At 35.8% G+C, this 14,614-nt stretch carries 13 protein-coding genes, 7 tRNA genes and 5 pseudogenes; 10 read left to right on the forward strand and 15 right to left on the reverse strand.

Annotated elements, in window-relative coordinates:
- Positions 1–55 precede the first annotated feature (55 nt).
- The 3 genes from ACQVGS_RS19345 to ACQVGS_RS19355 all read left to right on the forward strand — a co-directional run bounded on the left by ACQVGS_RS19345 (position 56) and on the right by ACQVGS_RS19355 (position 1,599).
- Positions 56–439, forward strand: coding sequence for a VOC family protein (locus tag ACQVGS_RS19345; RefSeq protein ID WP_491830425.1), 384 nt, complete (start codon positions 56–58; stop codon positions 437–439).
- A gap of 130 nt (positions 440–569) precedes the next feature.
- The gene (locus ACQVGS_RS19350; RefSeq protein ID WP_024120329.1) at positions 570–908 is read left to right on the forward strand and encodes an MmcQ/YjbR family DNA-binding protein; all 339 of its coding nucleotides are present in this window, start codon (positions 570–572) and stop codon (positions 906–908) included.
- Positions 909–1,137: 229 nt separating this feature from the next.
- Entirely contained in the window at positions 1,138–1,599 is a 462-nt protein-coding gene (locus ACQVGS_RS19355; protein ID WP_101864051.1) for a CarD family transcriptional regulator, read from the forward strand.
- Between the two features lie 873 nt (positions 1,600–2,472).
- On the opposite strand, the gene cspC (ACQVGS_RS19360) is transcribed toward ACQVGS_RS19355, so the two are convergent.
- Both cspC (ACQVGS_RS19360) and cspC (ACQVGS_RS19365) read right to left on the reverse strand, forming a co-directional pair.
- The gene (gene cspC, locus ACQVGS_RS19360) at positions 2,473–2,676 is read right to left on the reverse strand and encodes a cold shock protein CspC (RefSeq protein WP_010333137.1); all 204 of its coding nucleotides are present in this window, start codon (positions 2,674–2,676) and stop codon (positions 2,473–2,475) included.
- An 896-nt stretch (positions 2,677–3,572) separates the two neighbouring features.
- The gene (gene cspC, locus ACQVGS_RS19365) at positions 3,573–3,776 is read right to left on the reverse strand and encodes a cold shock protein CspC (protein ID WP_010333136.1); all 204 of its coding nucleotides are present in this window, start codon (positions 3,774–3,776) and stop codon (positions 3,573–3,575) included.
- A 935-nt stretch (positions 3,777–4,711) separates the two neighbouring features.
- On the opposite strand from cspC (ACQVGS_RS19365), the gene desA reads away from it, so the two are divergent.
- Positions 4,712–5,740 (forward strand): Delta(5) desaturase DesA, encoded by a 1,029-nt coding sequence (gene desA / locus ACQVGS_RS19370; RefSeq protein WP_476965927.1) that lies wholly within the window; start codon positions 4,712–4,714, stop codon positions 5,738–5,740.
- Positions 5,741–6,257: 517 nt separating this feature from the next.
- Here the strand turns inward: desA and ACQVGS_RS19375 are convergent.
- Positions 6,258–6,851: a TetR/AcrR family transcriptional regulator gene (locus ACQVGS_RS19375; protein WP_029318098.1), complete on the reverse strand. Its 594-nt coding sequence runs from the start codon at positions 6,849–6,851 to the stop codon at positions 6,258–6,260.
- Between the two features lie 157 nt (positions 6,852–7,008).
- Here ACQVGS_RS19375 and ACQVGS_RS19380 point away from each other — a divergent pair, with 157 nt between their 5' ends.
- Together ACQVGS_RS19380 and ACQVGS_RS19385 are read left to right on the forward strand one after the other, a co-directional pair.
- Entirely contained in the window at positions 7,009–8,004 is a 996-nt protein-coding gene (locus ACQVGS_RS19380; protein WP_029318099.1) for an NADPH:quinone oxidoreductase family protein, read from the forward strand.
- Between the two features lie 332 nt (positions 8,005–8,336).
- Positions 8,337–8,562: pseudogene (locus tag ACQVGS_RS19385) on the forward strand (recombinase family protein); the annotation flags it as partial.
- Positions 8,563–8,713: 151 nt separating this feature from the next.
- Here ACQVGS_RS19385 and ACQVGS_RS19390 read toward each other — a convergent pair.
- Positions 8,714–9,888 (reverse strand): annotated as a pseudogene (locus tag ACQVGS_RS19390) (response regulator aspartate phosphatase).
- Positions 9,889–10,117: 229 nt separating this feature from the next.
- On the opposite strand from ACQVGS_RS19390, the gene ACQVGS_RS19395 reads away from it, so the two are divergent.
- Complete coding sequence (locus tag ACQVGS_RS19395; RefSeq protein ID WP_189269892.1) at positions 10,118–10,840, forward strand: DUF4145 domain-containing protein; 723 nt, start codon at positions 10,118–10,120, stop codon at positions 10,838–10,840.
- 94 nt (positions 10,841–10,934) lie between these two features.
- Here the strand turns inward: ACQVGS_RS19395 and ACQVGS_RS19400 are convergent.
- The 3 genes and pseudogenes from ACQVGS_RS19400 to ACQVGS_RS19410 form a co-directional block, all read right to left on the reverse strand.
- Positions 10,935–11,021: pseudogene (locus tag ACQVGS_RS19400) on the reverse strand (hypothetical protein); the annotation flags it as partial.
- Between the two features lie 63 nt (positions 11,022–11,084).
- A complete protein-coding gene (locus tag ACQVGS_RS19405) occupies positions 11,085–11,549 on the reverse strand; it encodes a DUF441 domain-containing protein (protein ID WP_106020939.1) in 465 nt (154 codons plus the stop codon).
- A gap of 354 nt (positions 11,550–11,903) precedes the next feature.
- A pseudogene (locus ACQVGS_RS19410) lies at positions 11,904–12,041 on the reverse strand (lipoprotein); the annotation flags it as partial.
- A 131-nt stretch (positions 12,042–12,172) separates the two neighbouring features.
- Between ACQVGS_RS19410 and ACQVGS_RS19415 the strand changes: the two are divergent.
- Together ACQVGS_RS19415 and ACQVGS_RS19420 are read left to right on the forward strand one after the other, a co-directional pair.
- Positions 12,173–12,736 (forward strand): GNAT family N-acetyltransferase, encoded by a 564-nt coding sequence (locus ACQVGS_RS19415; protein WP_106020940.1) that lies wholly within the window; start codon positions 12,173–12,175, stop codon positions 12,734–12,736.
- A gap of 187 nt (positions 12,737–12,923) precedes the next feature.
- Positions 12,924–13,016, forward strand: a pseudogene (locus ACQVGS_RS19420) (hypothetical protein); the annotation flags it as partial.
- An 85-nt stretch (positions 13,017–13,101) separates the two neighbouring features.
- On the opposite strand, the gene ACQVGS_RS19425 reads toward ACQVGS_RS19420, so the two are convergent.
- From ACQVGS_RS19425 to ACQVGS_RS19460, 8 genes are all read right to left on the reverse strand, one after another.
- Positions 13,102–13,185: transfer RNA gene (locus ACQVGS_RS19425), tRNA-Leu, on the reverse strand.
- An 81-nt stretch (positions 13,186–13,266) separates the two neighbouring features.
- A tRNA-Leu gene (locus ACQVGS_RS19430) sits at positions 13,267–13,348 on the reverse strand.
- Positions 13,349–13,359: 11 nt separating this feature from the next.
- Positions 13,360–13,435, reverse strand: a tRNA-Lys gene (locus tag ACQVGS_RS19435).
- A gap of 27 nt (positions 13,436–13,462) precedes the next feature.
- A tRNA-Gln gene (locus ACQVGS_RS19440) sits at positions 13,463–13,537 on the reverse strand.
- Positions 13,538–13,549: 12 nt separating this feature from the next.
- Positions 13,550–13,621, reverse strand: a tRNA-Glu gene (locus tag ACQVGS_RS19445).
- Between the two features lie 29 nt (positions 13,622–13,650).
- Positions 13,651–13,741, reverse strand: a tRNA-Ser gene (locus ACQVGS_RS19450).
- A gap of 5 nt (positions 13,742–13,746) precedes the next feature.
- Positions 13,747–13,821 (reverse strand) — tRNA-Asn (locus ACQVGS_RS19455).
- A gap of 123 nt (positions 13,822–13,944) precedes the next feature.
- Positions 13,945–14,397, reverse strand: coding sequence for a SprT family protein (locus ACQVGS_RS19460; RefSeq protein WP_491830431.1), 453 nt, complete (start codon positions 14,395–14,397; stop codon positions 13,945–13,947).
- A 103-nt stretch (positions 14,398–14,500) separates the two neighbouring features.
- Between ACQVGS_RS19460 and cmpA the strand changes: the two genes are divergently transcribed.
- Positions 14,501–14,614, forward strand: coding sequence for a cortex morphogenetic protein CmpA (gene cmpA / locus ACQVGS_RS19465; protein WP_003225207.1), 114 nt, complete (start codon positions 14,501–14,503; stop codon positions 14,612–14,614).

Raw genomic sequence — 14,614 nt, forward strand, 5'->3', positions numbered from 1 at the left:
GTTTTGCTTGCAGCCAGTACCATGCGTCATAAATATCAAAGGAGGCAAAAACAGTATGAAAATCATTGTTACCAGTATATTCGTACAAGACCAAGACAAGGCACTGGAGTTTTATACAGAAAAACTGGGGTTTGTAAAAAAGGAAGACGTTCCTATGGGGAAATTCAGGTGGATAACACTTGTTTCTCAAGATGACCAAGATGGAACCGAACTTTTACCCGAACCAAATGAACATCCTGCCGCTAAGGAGTATCAAAAGAAGATATTCGCCGAGGGCTTCCCAGCAACAATGTTTGGCGTTACAGATATACGAAAAGAGTACACACGATTAATGGAAAAAGGCGTGAAGTTCACTATGGAGCCGACCATAATGGGAGAAGTCACAATAGCTGTCTTCGACGATACATGCGGCAACCTTATTCAGATCATACAGAAGTAACTTCATGACGTTCTTATATTAACACCTAATAGTCAAAACGATTAAAACAGATTTTACTTTGAGATATAATGATCTAGGAATCATTGGCTCATTTATCTATACTCATAAATTATAATGGCGGTGGCTTATTATGACTCTGAATGAAATAATTGATTACTGCCTGTCTTATCCAGACACCTATAAAGACTATCCTTTTGGTGAAGGATGGACTGTGATGCGTCACAAAGGTAATAAAAAGTTGTTTGCGCTTATCTTTAATTTAGATGGTCATCTATGCATCAATCTTAAATGCGAACCTGAGCGCGCTAATTTTCTGCGCAGCATCTATAAGGAAGTGAAACCCGGTTATCATATGAATAAAGACCACTGGAATACCATTATTTTAGATGGTGCCCTCTCGAAAGAAACTCTAGGTGATATGGTGCAACATAGTTTCGAATTGACAAAGCCGAAGAAGTCTCATAGCTAAAACGAAAAACTGATCTATGTTAATTAGTCGAGGTTTCAGGATATACACGGACCAATTGACCTTTCCTTTATTGGAAATCATACACGTTCCGTATTGTTTTTGCTTGATCTGATTTATTGAAAAAAGTTATTGACAACAAAAATATTATCATGTTATTATTAAATATTTTGATTATCCACCTCCATGTATGGTAAGCTTAAGAAGGTTACCATACATGGAGGTGGATAATATGTTTCAAATTGGCGATAACATTGTTTATCCAATGCACGGAGCAGGTATAATTGAAGCCATAGAAGAAAAAGAATTTTTAGATGAAAAACAACAGTATTATGTCATAAAAATGTCAATCAGTAATATGACAGTTATGATTCCAACACGTAAAATATTGAGTTCAAGTATACGACCAGTTACTGATATACTTGCATTAAAACGCATTATACACATTTTTCAGCATGGAGAATCAGATAGGTTACTGCCGTGGAAACAAAGGTATCAAGTAAACACGAACAAAATAAAAACGGGTGAAATACAAGAAGGTGCTGAAGTTGTACGTGATTTAATGCGTATGAAGAAAGAAAAAGCACTTAATTCAAGCGAAAAAAAAATGTTGGATAATGCATATGAATTTTTGATCAGTGAACTGGAAGTAATTAAAGGAATCACTGAAAATCAAATAAAAAGCTTCTGTTAAGGTTGATATTACATTCCAAAAACATTCTGAATTTTTCGGGAATATCATGATTAAAAGTAAATCATTTCAAAGACGTTCAACTTAGTTTAGAACATTAACCTCTTTTGTTATACCTACAATCTAATCCATTTTTATGATTTACATTTCTTCTACGAACATTTGAAGTTTTATCAAATAATTCGAAAAATAATCGCTTGATTTTTGTACCTGATTCACACTGGCACGGACAAGGAGCCGTAAGGATGGAAGAGAGGTAGGGCTTTCATTGTGTTAGGTATATCTAATTGATTATTTCTAGAAAAAAAATCAATCAATCTCCCCTCTTATCTTTAAGAATTTCTATATCCACTGCGACAGTCACGAGTTAAAGAAACCTACTTCTAATAAGGATCAGTTTTATGAAAAAATTGAAGTTGGTGGAATTTTTGTAGATTAATCAACAATACATAAAGATTGTTGAATGAACGAAGAAAAGGATGATTCTTTACGAAAAGGAATGATCCTTTTTGTTTACTGCTGGTCATGAATTAAAAAAAGAAGAGTGTCGGAATGATCATGGTTGACTCCCGTTTAGCGGCGGTTGGTACACGACACATTTAGAGTTGGCTATTATTTTTAAAATTTCGTGAAAGTTTGCTTCCTAATAAGATGTAGGTGTGTTTGAAAAGAAATAAATAACTTATATACATTACCGCATATTGTCAATCCAGTATGTTATACTTGTAAAGAAACCTTTGAAGCGTTAAATCTTTTTCTATTACCTGTACCATCTCCCTACTCGAACGTTGAGTAGGGTTTTTTATTGAGTTTTATACAGAGAACGCAAAAAAACAGGCCCCTATATTAAGAGCCTGTTTTTATCAACGAGTTAGATTAAGAAGCTTTTTGAACGTTAGCAGCTTGAGCTCCACGAGCACCTTGCTCAACGTCAAACGTTACTTTTTGACCTTCGTCTAACGATTTGAATCCGTCACCTTGGATTGCAGAGAAGTGTACGAATACGTCGTCTCCATTTTCACGTTCGATAAATCCAAAACCTTTTTCTGCATTAAACCATTTAACTGTACCTTGTTCCATTTTTGTTGCCTCCTAGTGTGTTACCACACATTTTAATTACTATCCCTGCCCAAAGTATCATCAAGACGAAAAGTCAATATTCATACTATCCTTTACACGAACAAAAATAATCTTTCTTTATCATAGCACGAAACGGAAATAATGGCAATTATATTATCGTTTAAATCATGGCATATTTGATAAAGGTGTGGATACTGTGCAGAAGCGGTAAGCGAAATAAAAAATGTCAATAATCCCGTATTGAATTTATAACATGATCTAAGAGGGCTTATTAATATCTACGGTTTGATCCCCCGTGAAAATGAATCACGAGTGTGTACTTCATTATTGATTGTTTAAAAATTTCTTAAAAAGCTCAGCTGTTTCTTGTTCAAGTGCAAGATATTCTTTTAAAAGCAGGGCTGTTCACTAGTAAAGCTTATCTCTACAGACGTCTCCAAACTGTCACTCATTGTTTAGTCCCGTTTGCCAAGAATACTTGGACCACAAATCATCTTCCTTTTCTTCATTACCACTTTCCAAAGCCTTTTAATCATTTTGACACACAACATTCAATCCGTATTTACGGTAGTATTTCCTTACTTGTAATGTTTTGCTCCTCAATCAAGGTTCACGGTCGAAATAAACCGATTCCCACAGGTTAGTGAAAAAAGAATGAATAGTATGTAATTGTATTCGAAAAGAAAAATAAATAATTTATATACATTCCGCATATTGTCAATCCAGTATGTTATACTATAAACAAACCTTTGAAGCGTTAAATCTTTTGCTATTACCTTGTAACATCTCCCTACTCGAACGTTGAGTAGGGTTTTTTATTGAGTTTGAGTATTATACAGAGAACGCAAAAAAACAGGCCCTATATTAAGAGCCTGTTTTTCTATAAACATTTAAGATTAAGCAGCTTTTTGAACATTAGCAGCTTGAGCTCCACGAGCACCTTGCTCAACGTCAAACGTTACTTTTTGACCTTCGTCTAACGATTTGAATCCGTCACCTTGGATTGCAGAGAAGTGTACGAATACGTCGTCTCCATTTTCACGTTCGATAAATCCAAAACCTTTTTCTGCATTAAACCATTTAACTGTACCTTGTTCCATTTTTGTTGCCTCCTAGTGCGTTACCACACATTTTAATTACTATCCCTGCCCAAAGTATCATCAAGACGAAAAGTCAATATTCATACTATCCTTTACACGAACAAAAATAATTCTTCTTCATCTTAACACGAAACGGAAATAAATGCAAATTAATATTATTGTTTTATTTATGGAATTATTTGTTAAACATGCAGAATAAGAGGCCTTCATTAACGATGGTTTGAAAACACGTGAAAATGAATCACGAGTGCCTTCAGCCCTTTTTCTTTGCTTAATCGTACTTCATTATTGATTGTTAAAGATTTCTTTACAAAGCTCAGCTGATTCTTGTTTAAGTGCTACAAACAGGGCTGTTCACTGGTAAAGCTTTATTTCTGCAGATGTTTGCAAACGTTACTCATTGTCTACCCCCATTTGCCAATATGCTCATAAAAAAATAAAACTTGATCTCAAATCATCTTCCTTTTCTTCATTACCACTTTCCAAAGCCTTTTGAATTAAGCAACTAGAAAATTCAAGGTCTTCCAGCTTACTTTATTTTGACTCTCAAAAATCAATCCATATTCTACACTTGTAAAGTTTGTTCCTCAATCAAGGTTCACGGTCTAAATAGATCGATTCCCATGGGGGAACAGGAGAGAGTTTGGTCCGATAAAGAGATGGGTATAATCTTTATACGACTTTTGTTTCCTGGCTGCCTCTGCTAATAAAGATTTAATTAAGCTGGAAATCAGTTTCACATTTCCAATCATTTTACAGAGGGATTGGAAATCCGATTCATTTAACAGCTTTTGAAAAGGATCCTTAGCTGGCTGGCGAGTTATAACAAAACCATGATACGTATCATATATGGAGTATGACAGCTGGGACTTCAAAGGGAATAAAACGTTTTCTATACTGAGCTTAAGAACATTAGGAAGGGGAAACTTTAATAAATGAATAAAGAAAACCTAAGGACTTTGAGAAAACTGGTTACCCCTTACGAAAAGTCCGATTTACAAAAAAGTATTTGTCAAATCATTAACACATTGGGACCATTTTTCCTGTTATGGTTTTTGGCATATAAGAGCTTGTCGATTTCTTATTTTCTTACATTAGCAATTTCTGTCGTTGCGGCAGGGTTTTTAGTGAGAACCTTCATCATCTTTCATGATTGCTGCCACTATTCCTTTTTTAAGAACAGAAGGGCGAATCGAATCCTTGGAACAATAACAGGAATTCTGACTCTGCATCCTTTTGATCATTGGGCACACGATCACTCTGTCCATCATGCGACAAGCAGCAACCTGGACAAACGCGGTACAGGCGATATTTGGGTACTGACCGTTGAGGAGTATAAGGAAGCCTCAACCAAGACAAAAATAATGTACCGTTTGTACAGAAATCCGTTTGTCATGTTTTTTATTGGGCCGATTTACGTCTTCGGGGTGACCAATCGTTTTAATCGTAAAGGGGCAAAACGCAAAGAACGGATGAATACGTATGTAACGAACCTGGGGATCGTCGCTTTGGCAGCACTTTTATGTTGGGCTATCGGCTGGCAAAACTTCCTGCTGGTTCAAGCGCCAATTTTTATGGTATCGGGATCCCTCGGAATTTGGATGTTTTATATCCAGCATACGTTTGAGGATTCTTATTTTGAAGAAGATAAGCATTGGGAATATGTAAAAGCAGCAGTGGAAGGAAGCTCTTTTTATAAGCTGCCAAAAATCATGCAATGGCTAACAGGCAATATCGGTTTCCATCATGTTCATCATTTAAGCCCGAGAGTCCCAAACTATAAGCTTGAAGAAGTACATAACAGCACTGAACCATTGCAAAACGTTCCGACCATTACACTGGCAACAAGTCTGAAGTCGTTAAAGTTCCGCCTATGGGATGAAGAAGGCAAAAAATTTGTAGGTTTTAGCCATTTAAAAAAAGCTCCTAAAAGCCAAGTATCAGTGCGGCTAAAAACGGATTAAATAAACTCCCCTTAATCGAGATAAGGGGCAGTGTATCTTGCAAAATAAAAGTGCAGACTCGCGCAAAGGTTTTGTGCAGGGGTCAGCACTTTTTTAATGCCAGGATACACTTGCAACAAAAAAATAATACCAAAGGTGATTAAACCCTTGGTATTATTGGGATGCGGCCGAGAGGACTTGAACCTCCACGGGTTATTCACCCACTAGGCCCTCAACATTGTAAATCCTTATCACTGATTATGAAAGCTTGTTTTCATTACATTTCCTATTTTCATTTTCCATCATTTATATACGTTTATATGAATTATGGTTAAAAAATGGTGAGCTAAAACGATAAAGATACCAACCTGTTCATTTGGTATCCTCATTCTTCAAGTACCCTCAATAAATGTAAACCACTGAATATTTTTATGACATTGCATGTGTCAATGATGCTTCTTAATTAAGGGACATTTTCTGTTTTTAGATTCGTTATGTCTTTTTCTGTTACGTAAAGAATGGAGATAAACTAATAGAATTAAGTGAGCTTTAAATGCTTCAAAAAGCTCTGATAACAAATCTCTTTATAATATTCATGTGAATTTATATCTTCACTCATTAGCCATTGAATGAGCAATCCATCTACAATAGATCGCATTGTTTTTGAAGCTTTTTCAACATCTATACTTTGGTCAAATACTCCTGTTTCCTGTCCAAAAATAATAATGTTAGATGTGATGCCCCAGCACTGTTGATAAAAGCTATGGTTAATTTTCCTGTACGTTTCATTTCGGGTTGCCTGAGACAAGAAATCTAAATAAACCTTGTAAAACTTTTCATTTTCCTCGGGAGAGACAAATATTGAATTTACATAAGCTTTCAACTTATCCAGTGGCGTAGATTCCGAATCCACTGCTTTCAATTCATGTTTATAAATTTTATTTGTAATCCACTCAAGTAGTTGAGAAAGGGTATCTTCCTTATTATCAAAGTAATAATGCACGACGCCCTTACTAACTCCTGCGTGATCAGCAATACTTTGTAGTGTAACTGAATTATAACCTTGTGTTGACACAGCTTGGAAAGCTGCCCTTAATATTTGATTCTTTCTTTCTTCTGCTTTTTTCTTCATAATAAACCTCCAGAAAGCTAACCTTCAATTAGTATACAACAGTTCATGAAATCCACACAAAATTATTCTGACCAGACAAAATAGTTTGACCGGTCAGAATAATTGTGTATACTTAAAGTGGTTTCACATCAAGATAGCATATTGGAGGATTTATAAAATGAAAGACGAATTCAAGGCTCTAGTTGTAAACAAAGTTGATGATGAATTTTCAATTAAAGTAAAGAATGTTTCTCCAGCGTTTTTACCAGAAAGTGATGTCCACATCCAAGTACACTACTCTGGAATTAACTACAAAGATGGACTTGCAGGGAACCCCAATGGGAAAATCGTAAGAAAATACCCATTTATACCGGGTATAGATTTAGCAGGTGTAGTCATTTCTTCTAATGATCCTCGCTTTAAAGAGGGGGATAAGGTGATTGCCACAAGTTATGATATAGGTGTTTCTCATTTTGGCGGTTTTAGCGAATATGCAAGTCTCCCTGGAGACTGGATTGTACCTTTACCTGATAATTTGACCCTCAAAGAAGCAATGATAGTAGGAACAGCTGGCTTCACAGCGGCACTATCTATTCAACGTCTAGAAGAAAATAACCTATCTCCTGAAAAAGGAAAAGTTCTGGTAACAGGAGCAACAGGTGGCGTTGGTAGTTTTGCTGTTTCATTCCTTAACTCTCTCGGTTATCAAGTAGAAGCTAGTACAGGTAAAGAATCAGAATATGATTACTTACGAAAACTTGGAGCTAGTACAATTATTTCACGGGATATGACCTATGGAGGGAAGGTTAAAGCCTTAGGATCACAAAAATGGGCGGCAGCTGTTGATCCTGTAGGCGGGGAACCTCTTGCCTCTATCTTAAGCCAAATTCAATATGGAGGTTCCGTTGCTGTTAGTGGATTAACAGCTGGAACAAAACTGCCAACTACTGTTTTTCCATTCATCTTAAGAGGTGTTAATTTACTTGGGATTGATTCTGTATATTGTCCAATGGAAACACGGTTAAAAACATGGCATCGTGTAGCAACTGATTTTAAACCATCTAGTTTAGAGGAATTTATTTCACAAGAAATTACTTTAGATCAACTTCCTAACGTTCTTCCTGAAATATTGGAAGGACAAGTAAGAGGGAGAACGATTGTAAATATCGTATGATTATTCATCAGAACTCATCCAGTTGCTAAAGATGAAACAATGTCTTAAAGGGATTTTCAACAGGAATTCCTTTACTTCTTATAACTTACTTTATGTTATTAGCAAAATACAAGGAGTGCCAGCAGTGCCCTCCCCACTCAGCTTACACAGTCGTAGTGGTATGAAAATGCTTTTTCATTTAAGCATTGTACAAATAAAAATGTGGTTCCTGCCCCGTAGTTTCGTATTGGGTAAACAAAGCTCAAACTCATTGTCTTTCCATGGGTCTGAGCCTTTACTTTATTTCTTCCTTAATAATTATTGTATGTCTACAGGATTAGATGATAAAAAGAAGAGTCAGCGAATTTCAATTTGACATAATTAGTGAAAACACAAAGGTTGGAATTCAAGAGGCAAAATTAAAGGGGAAAAATACAGGACGTCTGAGAAAACCTGATCATAATGTCCGCCGTGCTATGGAGATGTACCAAAGCAAAAAGTATACCATTCAGCAAATTACCAAAGAGACGGAAAACAACATTATACCGTTACTTAGATAATTGGAATGATTTTGAGTAAGTATTTTTATCCAATGAATACTGTTTTACCAAATTAAAAGAGGAAGGGTACCTAACCCCTTCCTCTTTATGCACCAACTCGATCTGCGGCAATTTTGAAACCACCATTTGGAGTAGTGTCTTCATCTACAAAATGAGTAAATGTTAAGATGCTACTTAACACCATTACTGTCAATAGAATTCGGCTGATCTTCATTTATAATCTCTCCTTTCTTTATTCTTCGTCTCGCCTCGATACTAATACGATAATACTCATTTGATAGCTCTAAATTTCCCCGATGATGAAAAAAATGCCCAATTTCGGTAGCAAAATTTTCAACGTCAGCAAACATTTTTCTGTCTGCAAGATAAGAAAATGCTTCATTAATTAATTGATATTCACCATTAGAAAAATAAAGTCCTTCCAAAATTTTAAACTTTACTATGTATTCCTTATCCTTGTTCTTTTCAGCTACCTCTTTACCCTGCAAATAATATTCCTGAGCAACATTAAAATTATTTCTTTTCGCCTCAACGTGAGACATAGCAAATAAAGCTTTTGTTAAAAAGATGTGTTCAGATTTTTCAAAAACTTTAATGGATAAATCCAGATGATTAGCAGCATTATCGTAATCCTTAATTCCTCATAACAAATTCCAATATTCATATGGGACATACCAATCAAATGATCAACCTTTATATCCTTTGCAATATCTAAAGCCTTTAAAAATTGTTGTAAAGCCATTTCAAACTCTAAAAAATCAATGAAATTACCTGCTACAATAAATTGACATCTTAATGTCTGGACAGCATATTCATCATAATTCTTAAATATGTTTAGCGCTCGATTAGCATAATTCATTGAGAAATAAGTCTGTTTCGTATAATAATAAACGTACGATACTTTGAAGAAAAATTCTGCCCTTTCTATCTCATCCTCAACCTGATATAGCTTAGTTTCGGCTATCCTATAAGCACTGATAGCACTTGTTAACTCTTTTCGTCTAAATTCGTACATACCCAAGAAAAAGAAATAATAATATTCAAGCATTCCTGTCAATTGCCCCTGCTCTTCTATTTCCTTTATTGTTTCATAAGAACTATTTAGATCATCTATTTTTTTTGACTCCATATAAGATAACATTATCTCATGCCTGAATTCTAACAATTGATAATATAACAAAGCGTCTTGGTTCTCTTCCATATTTACTAATTCAGTTTCTACTCCTTTTTTTATTCTCTCAGCTTTTTCAACTTGATCATTCTTTATCGAAGTGTACCAAGCATTCAATTTTTTCGTAACTAGATCATACGGAATTTTAGTTTTATCTAAAAGAATCGGACGCAAGAAATATCCCCCGCCCTTACATAAATTATGAGAATTTTTACATTAATTGTATTATGTCAGATTTAAATTAAGTATACAAAGATGAATTGCAAAAAGGTACATTTTATCTTTTCCTTTGCGGTTACAGCAATCCTTTAGAGACTTGACATATTGAAACCATTGGTTAAAAATTTTAACAATTTAAACAAGAGTGCTATAATACGAGGACAAATATATTGGGGAGCTAAAAATGGAAGAAAATATCATTCTCACATGCCCACATTGTGGAACTAAGGCACCTATGAACTTATTAAACAGATATGTAAAAAAAACATTTGTACCATTAACCTCTTATGAAGCGCAATTTAATGACATATTTGAAGTGCTTGAGTGTCCTGTTTGTTTTGAGTTTCAACTGTATCACACTCATTGGAATACTGAAGAAGTATACTACGAGGGTGATGATATTTATAAAGATGGTCAAGTTTTATACCCATATAGTGAAAAAGTGAATTTAAACCTCTTACCTAAAAACATTAAATCTGCGTATGAGTCAGCTTTAAAAGTAAAGAAGATTGATGCTGTTGTGTGCCTAATGGCTCTTAGAAGAACTTTGGAAATGGTATGCAAAAATAAAGGGGCTATTGGAAGAACACTTCATGCAAAACTTAATGACTTAGAGGAAAGAAAAATTTTACCAGCCTTAATGGGCGATCTTTCTAAGGTGATTAAAGAGGCAGGGAATGCTGCTGCTCATGGCGATGATATAGAATTTAACAGTAATATGGTTGAGCCTTTATTTAAATTTACAAATAAGATACTTGAATATGTTTATATTCTTCCTACTGAAATGACCAGCGCTAGACGTCAAATGGAGATGTTAACAGGAAAAAAATTCACCGAAAAAAGAACACCCCATCGAAAAATACCCAGAATGAGAAAAGTGAACCCAAGAATAAAAAAAGAGGAGTAAACACACGGTCAACTCCTCTAATTTTGTTTGTTTGCCTTTTGCTTCTTCATAGTCTGGTGTTCTCTTGATAACTCCAGCCATGTTCTCCGAAAGTGCTGCTTGTTGATTCTATATGGTTCAATTCATTAATTTTTTCTGTTAAAACTGCATTTTTATCCTTTAACTTTTCAAGCTTATACGTTGCTATCCATTCGGAAGACTTTCACATTCAACTTAATTTTAATTTTTTATAAATAGGTGACACTCATTTGGTAAATAGGCCGATAATCTGAAATACCATATAAGCAATACCAGCTCCAATCAACGGCCCTACTGCTACACCATTTAACAGTACAACAGCAAGGATTGTACCAACGACAAGCGCTACTGTCACCTGCGGGTCTGATGACATCAAATTAACACCATATTTACCCATCACTGCTACCAGGATACCTGCAACTAACGCTACCCATGCATAATAAGATTTCACGCTTGCATATAGTTCATTGAAACCGATCTCCCCACTTGCAATAGGGACAAGTACTGCAATGGTGAGGACGGTAATCCCAATACTCAATCCTTTGGAAGCTAGAAAAGGAAATACTTTATCATCCAACTGCAGAACCTTAATGCCAAGCAGCACGTATGCAGCAATTGTAATGGATTGGTTCTTACCTATGATTCCTAAGATAAAAATAATTACTAAGAACAATGATGAAGTATTTAACAAGATTCTCCCTCCAATAAACTAACAAAAAAGATATAAGTGCAGAAAAATACTAGATTCTAGTACAAAATCAATTAAATATAATAATGTAAAATGTAGTGTTTGTATCTTTAATTTCAATAAGTATATGAGATGTTTTTCTGTTTTCAATCCCATTTTGAACCCTTTATCATCTCCTTACTTTTTTTAAAATGCAGAATAATATTACCATATATCAGGTCGACGGTCGACTTAGAATGGCTGCTATTTGTATTTCTCCTCCTTCACGTTTTTTGAGATTACTGCGTTACTTTTGAGACTTAACTCAACCTCACGTCAGTCCTTTTAAAGATAAAAAAAGAGGAGCAAACACATGGTTTACTCCTCTAACTTTGTCTCTTCATCTTTTACTTCTTCATAGTCTGGTGTTTTCTTCGATAAGCCCAGACGATCATTTTCGCCGTTCATTGGCATACCAGCCATCTCTTGATACTTATCGCCGACTTTCTCATAATAGATTTATATGATGTTAGTTAAGAAAAAGAATCTTGGAAGATTAAATGCAAATTGAATATATTTGTCCCGTCATAAAGTTTTTTTGCATTTGCTTTGCTTCTTTAATATAAAATACCGAGAGGGGAAATCAAATGAATCCTTTGTTGTTAGATGTTCCTTTACAATTAGAAACAGAAAGACTAATTCTTCGAGCACCACACCAAACAGGAGACGGAAAAATTGTAAACCAAGCAATTAGAGATTCTTTTAATGAATTAAAAGCGTGGTTGCCATTTGCTCAAGAACTTCCTACTGTTGAAGAAACAGAGATAAACTTAAGAAATGCTCATATAAATTTTTTAAAGAGAGAAAGTTTTCGTTTTCTTATTTTTGATAAAGATAGCAATAACTTAATTGGAATAACTAGCCTTCAGAGGATTGACTGGGCCATTCCTAAATGTGAAATTGGGTACTGGGTAAATACTAAATTTAGCGGGAATGGATATATGACAGAGGCAGTAAAAAAATTAGCTAACTTCGGATTAAATAATATCAAATTTAGAAGAATTGAAATAAGGTGTGAATCAACAAACCTTAAAAGTCGTGCTATCCCAGAAAAACTTGGATTTTCATTTGAAGGCACTTTAAAAAATGATGATTTATCCGCAGATGGCAGCAAGCTGACTGACACTTGTTTTTATTCTTTAATAAAGTAACAAGGTGAATATTTACACTTAAAGTAACGAGTCAACAAGAAAGAACATAACATATTTTATATAACTAATATGTTATGTTCTTAAATTTATCTTTTTTATTCTGGTCTTGATAAGTTAGTCTACTCCTCTAAAATTTTTTTGCACGCTGACTGTGTGCCTTTAATCTGAACGAGAAGAGAATCCATAGCATGGTTCTGTAAAAACGACAATTGACGTTTACGAACACCTATATCCAAACAAACAAAAGGAAATGGCTGATAAATTAGATGACTTACTTTAGGTAAGTGGGCAGTTAGTGGGCAGTAGATCGTTTAAAAATAAACACAAAAAAATACCAAGGTCGTCAAAACCCTTGGTATCATTGATGCGGCCGAGAGGACTTGAACCTCCACGGGTTATTCACCCACTAGGCCCTCAACCTAGCGCGTCTGCCATTCCGCCACGACCGCGTGATCATTAAATTGTGTTTGTGCTGGTTTATTAGGCTCTTAACCTAGCAAAACCTATTTGCGTGCACTTTGTAATTAAAGTGCGGGTGAAGGGACTCGAACCCCCACGTCGTAAGACACTAGATCCTAAGTCTAGCGCGTCTGCCAATTCCGCCACACCCGCAAAAAGACAAATGGTGAGCCATGAAGGACTCGAACCTTCGACCCTCTGATTAAAAGTCAGATGCTCTACCAACTGAGCTAATGGCTCTTACTATTTAATTTCATAAAATAAAAATGGCTGGGCTAGCTGGATTCGAACCAACGCATGACGGAGTCAAAGTCCGTTGCCTTACCGCTTGGCTATAGCCCAACGAAAATGGAATGACCCGTACGGGATTCGAACCCGTGTTACCGCCGTGAAAGGGCGGTGTCTTAACCGCTTGACCAACGGGCCGATGGTTGAGAACTTATATCGCAATCTTATGGCGGAGAAGGAGGGATTTGAACCCTCGCGCCGCTTACGCGACCTACACCCTTAGCAGGGGCGCCTCTTCAGCCACTTGAGTACTTCTCCAAATATGGCTCCACAGGCAGGATTCGAACCTGCGACCGATCGGTTAACAGCCGATAGCTCTACCACTGAGCTACTGTGGAATAATGAGACAAGATTCATTATATCAGGCTTGTCATTCAGAGTCAAGAGGTAAATATTTTTTATTTATCTCTCGTGACGACTTTTATAATGTAACATAGGCTTGCTAGTTTCGTCAACCTTTTTTACGAAAAAATTCTTTTTATTTTCCCGCGGCATTTTCCGCATCTGTATCTGTCAGGATTCATGGCGCGTCTCTTTATATACTGTTGGCCGCAAGCCGTACATATATACCTATATGTTTTGTTGCTTTCTGTTTTTTTCTTTAGAGGCGTACAGAAGCGGGGCGCATTGACTTGCTGGAGAAGCGCTCTGAAATCTTTGTCCCTGTGCTTGTATCCTTTTCCTTCAAGGTGAAGATGATAATGGCAGAGCTCGTGCTTAATAATGCCAATCAGTTCCTCCCTCCCATGTTCAATCAAATATTTTCTGTTCAATTCAATGTTATGAGAGGTTAACAGGTATCTTCCGCCGATCGTTTTAAGTCTGTCGTTGAAAACAGCCTGATGGCGAAACGGCTTTTTGAAATATGTGTTAGAAATATCCTCTGTAAGCTTTTGCAGCTCTTTGTTATCCATGGTGCACCTCACTAAAAAAACATTGAACGGGACAATTCACTGTTCGCATACAATAGGGTAATCACCGCCCCTCTTATGATAAAAGCTGAGGAGGAATGAGCCTATGCCAAATTGGCTGAAAAAGCAGATGCAAAAAGCGTTCCTTGAAAAAGATAATTACCAAATTAAACTGCTGAATCAATGCTGGTATTTCTATAGGAAAAAACACTGCTCGTAA

The organism is Bacillus sp. SD127, assembly GCF_058566445.1.

What these genes read in the sequence shown, in the direction of transcription:
- ACQVGS_RS19345 (WP_491830425.1), top strand. Translation starts at nt 56, where the DNA reads ATGAAAATCATTGTTACCAGTATATTCGTACAAGACCAAGACAAGGCA.
- ACQVGS_RS19350 (WP_024120329.1), top strand. Translation starts at nt 570, where the DNA reads ATGACTCTGAATGAAATAATTGATTACTGCCTGTCTTATCCAGACACC.
- ACQVGS_RS19355 (WP_101864051.1), top strand. Translation starts at nt 1,138, where the DNA reads ATGTTTCAAATTGGCGATAACATTGTTTATCCAATGCACGGAGCAGGT.
- cspC (WP_010333137.1), bottom strand. Translation starts at nt 2,676, where the DNA reads ATGGAACAAGGTACAGTTAAATGGTTTAATGCAGAAAAAGGTTTTGGA.
- cspC (WP_010333136.1), bottom strand. Translation starts at nt 3,776, where the DNA reads ATGGAACAAGGTACAGTTAAATGGTTTAATGCAGAAAAAGGTTTTGGA.
- desA (WP_476965927.1), top strand. Translation starts at nt 4,712, where the DNA reads ATGAATAAAGAAAACCTAAGGACTTTGAGAAAACTGGTTACCCCTTAC.
- ACQVGS_RS19375 (WP_029318098.1), bottom strand. Translation starts at nt 6,851, where the DNA reads ATGAAGAAAAAAGCAGAAGAAAGAAAGAATCAAATATTAAGGGCAGCT.
- ACQVGS_RS19380 (WP_029318099.1), top strand. Translation starts at nt 7,009, where the DNA reads ATGAAAGACGAATTCAAGGCTCTAGTTGTAAACAAAGTTGATGATGAA.
- ACQVGS_RS19395 (WP_189269892.1), top strand. Translation starts at nt 10,118, where the DNA reads ATGGAAGAAAATATCATTCTCACATGCCCACATTGTGGAACTAAGGCA.
- ACQVGS_RS19415 (WP_106020940.1), top strand. Translation starts at nt 12,173, where the DNA reads ATGAATCCTTTGTTGTTAGATGTTCCTTTACAATTAGAAACAGAAAGA.
- ACQVGS_RS19460 (WP_491830431.1), bottom strand. Translation starts at nt 14,397, where the DNA reads ATGGATAACAAAGAGCTGCAAAAGCTTACAGAGGATATTTCTAACACA.
- cmpA (WP_003225207.1), top strand. Translation starts at nt 14,501, where the DNA reads ATGCCAAATTGGCTGAAAAAGCAGATGCAAAAAGCGTTCCTTGAAAAA.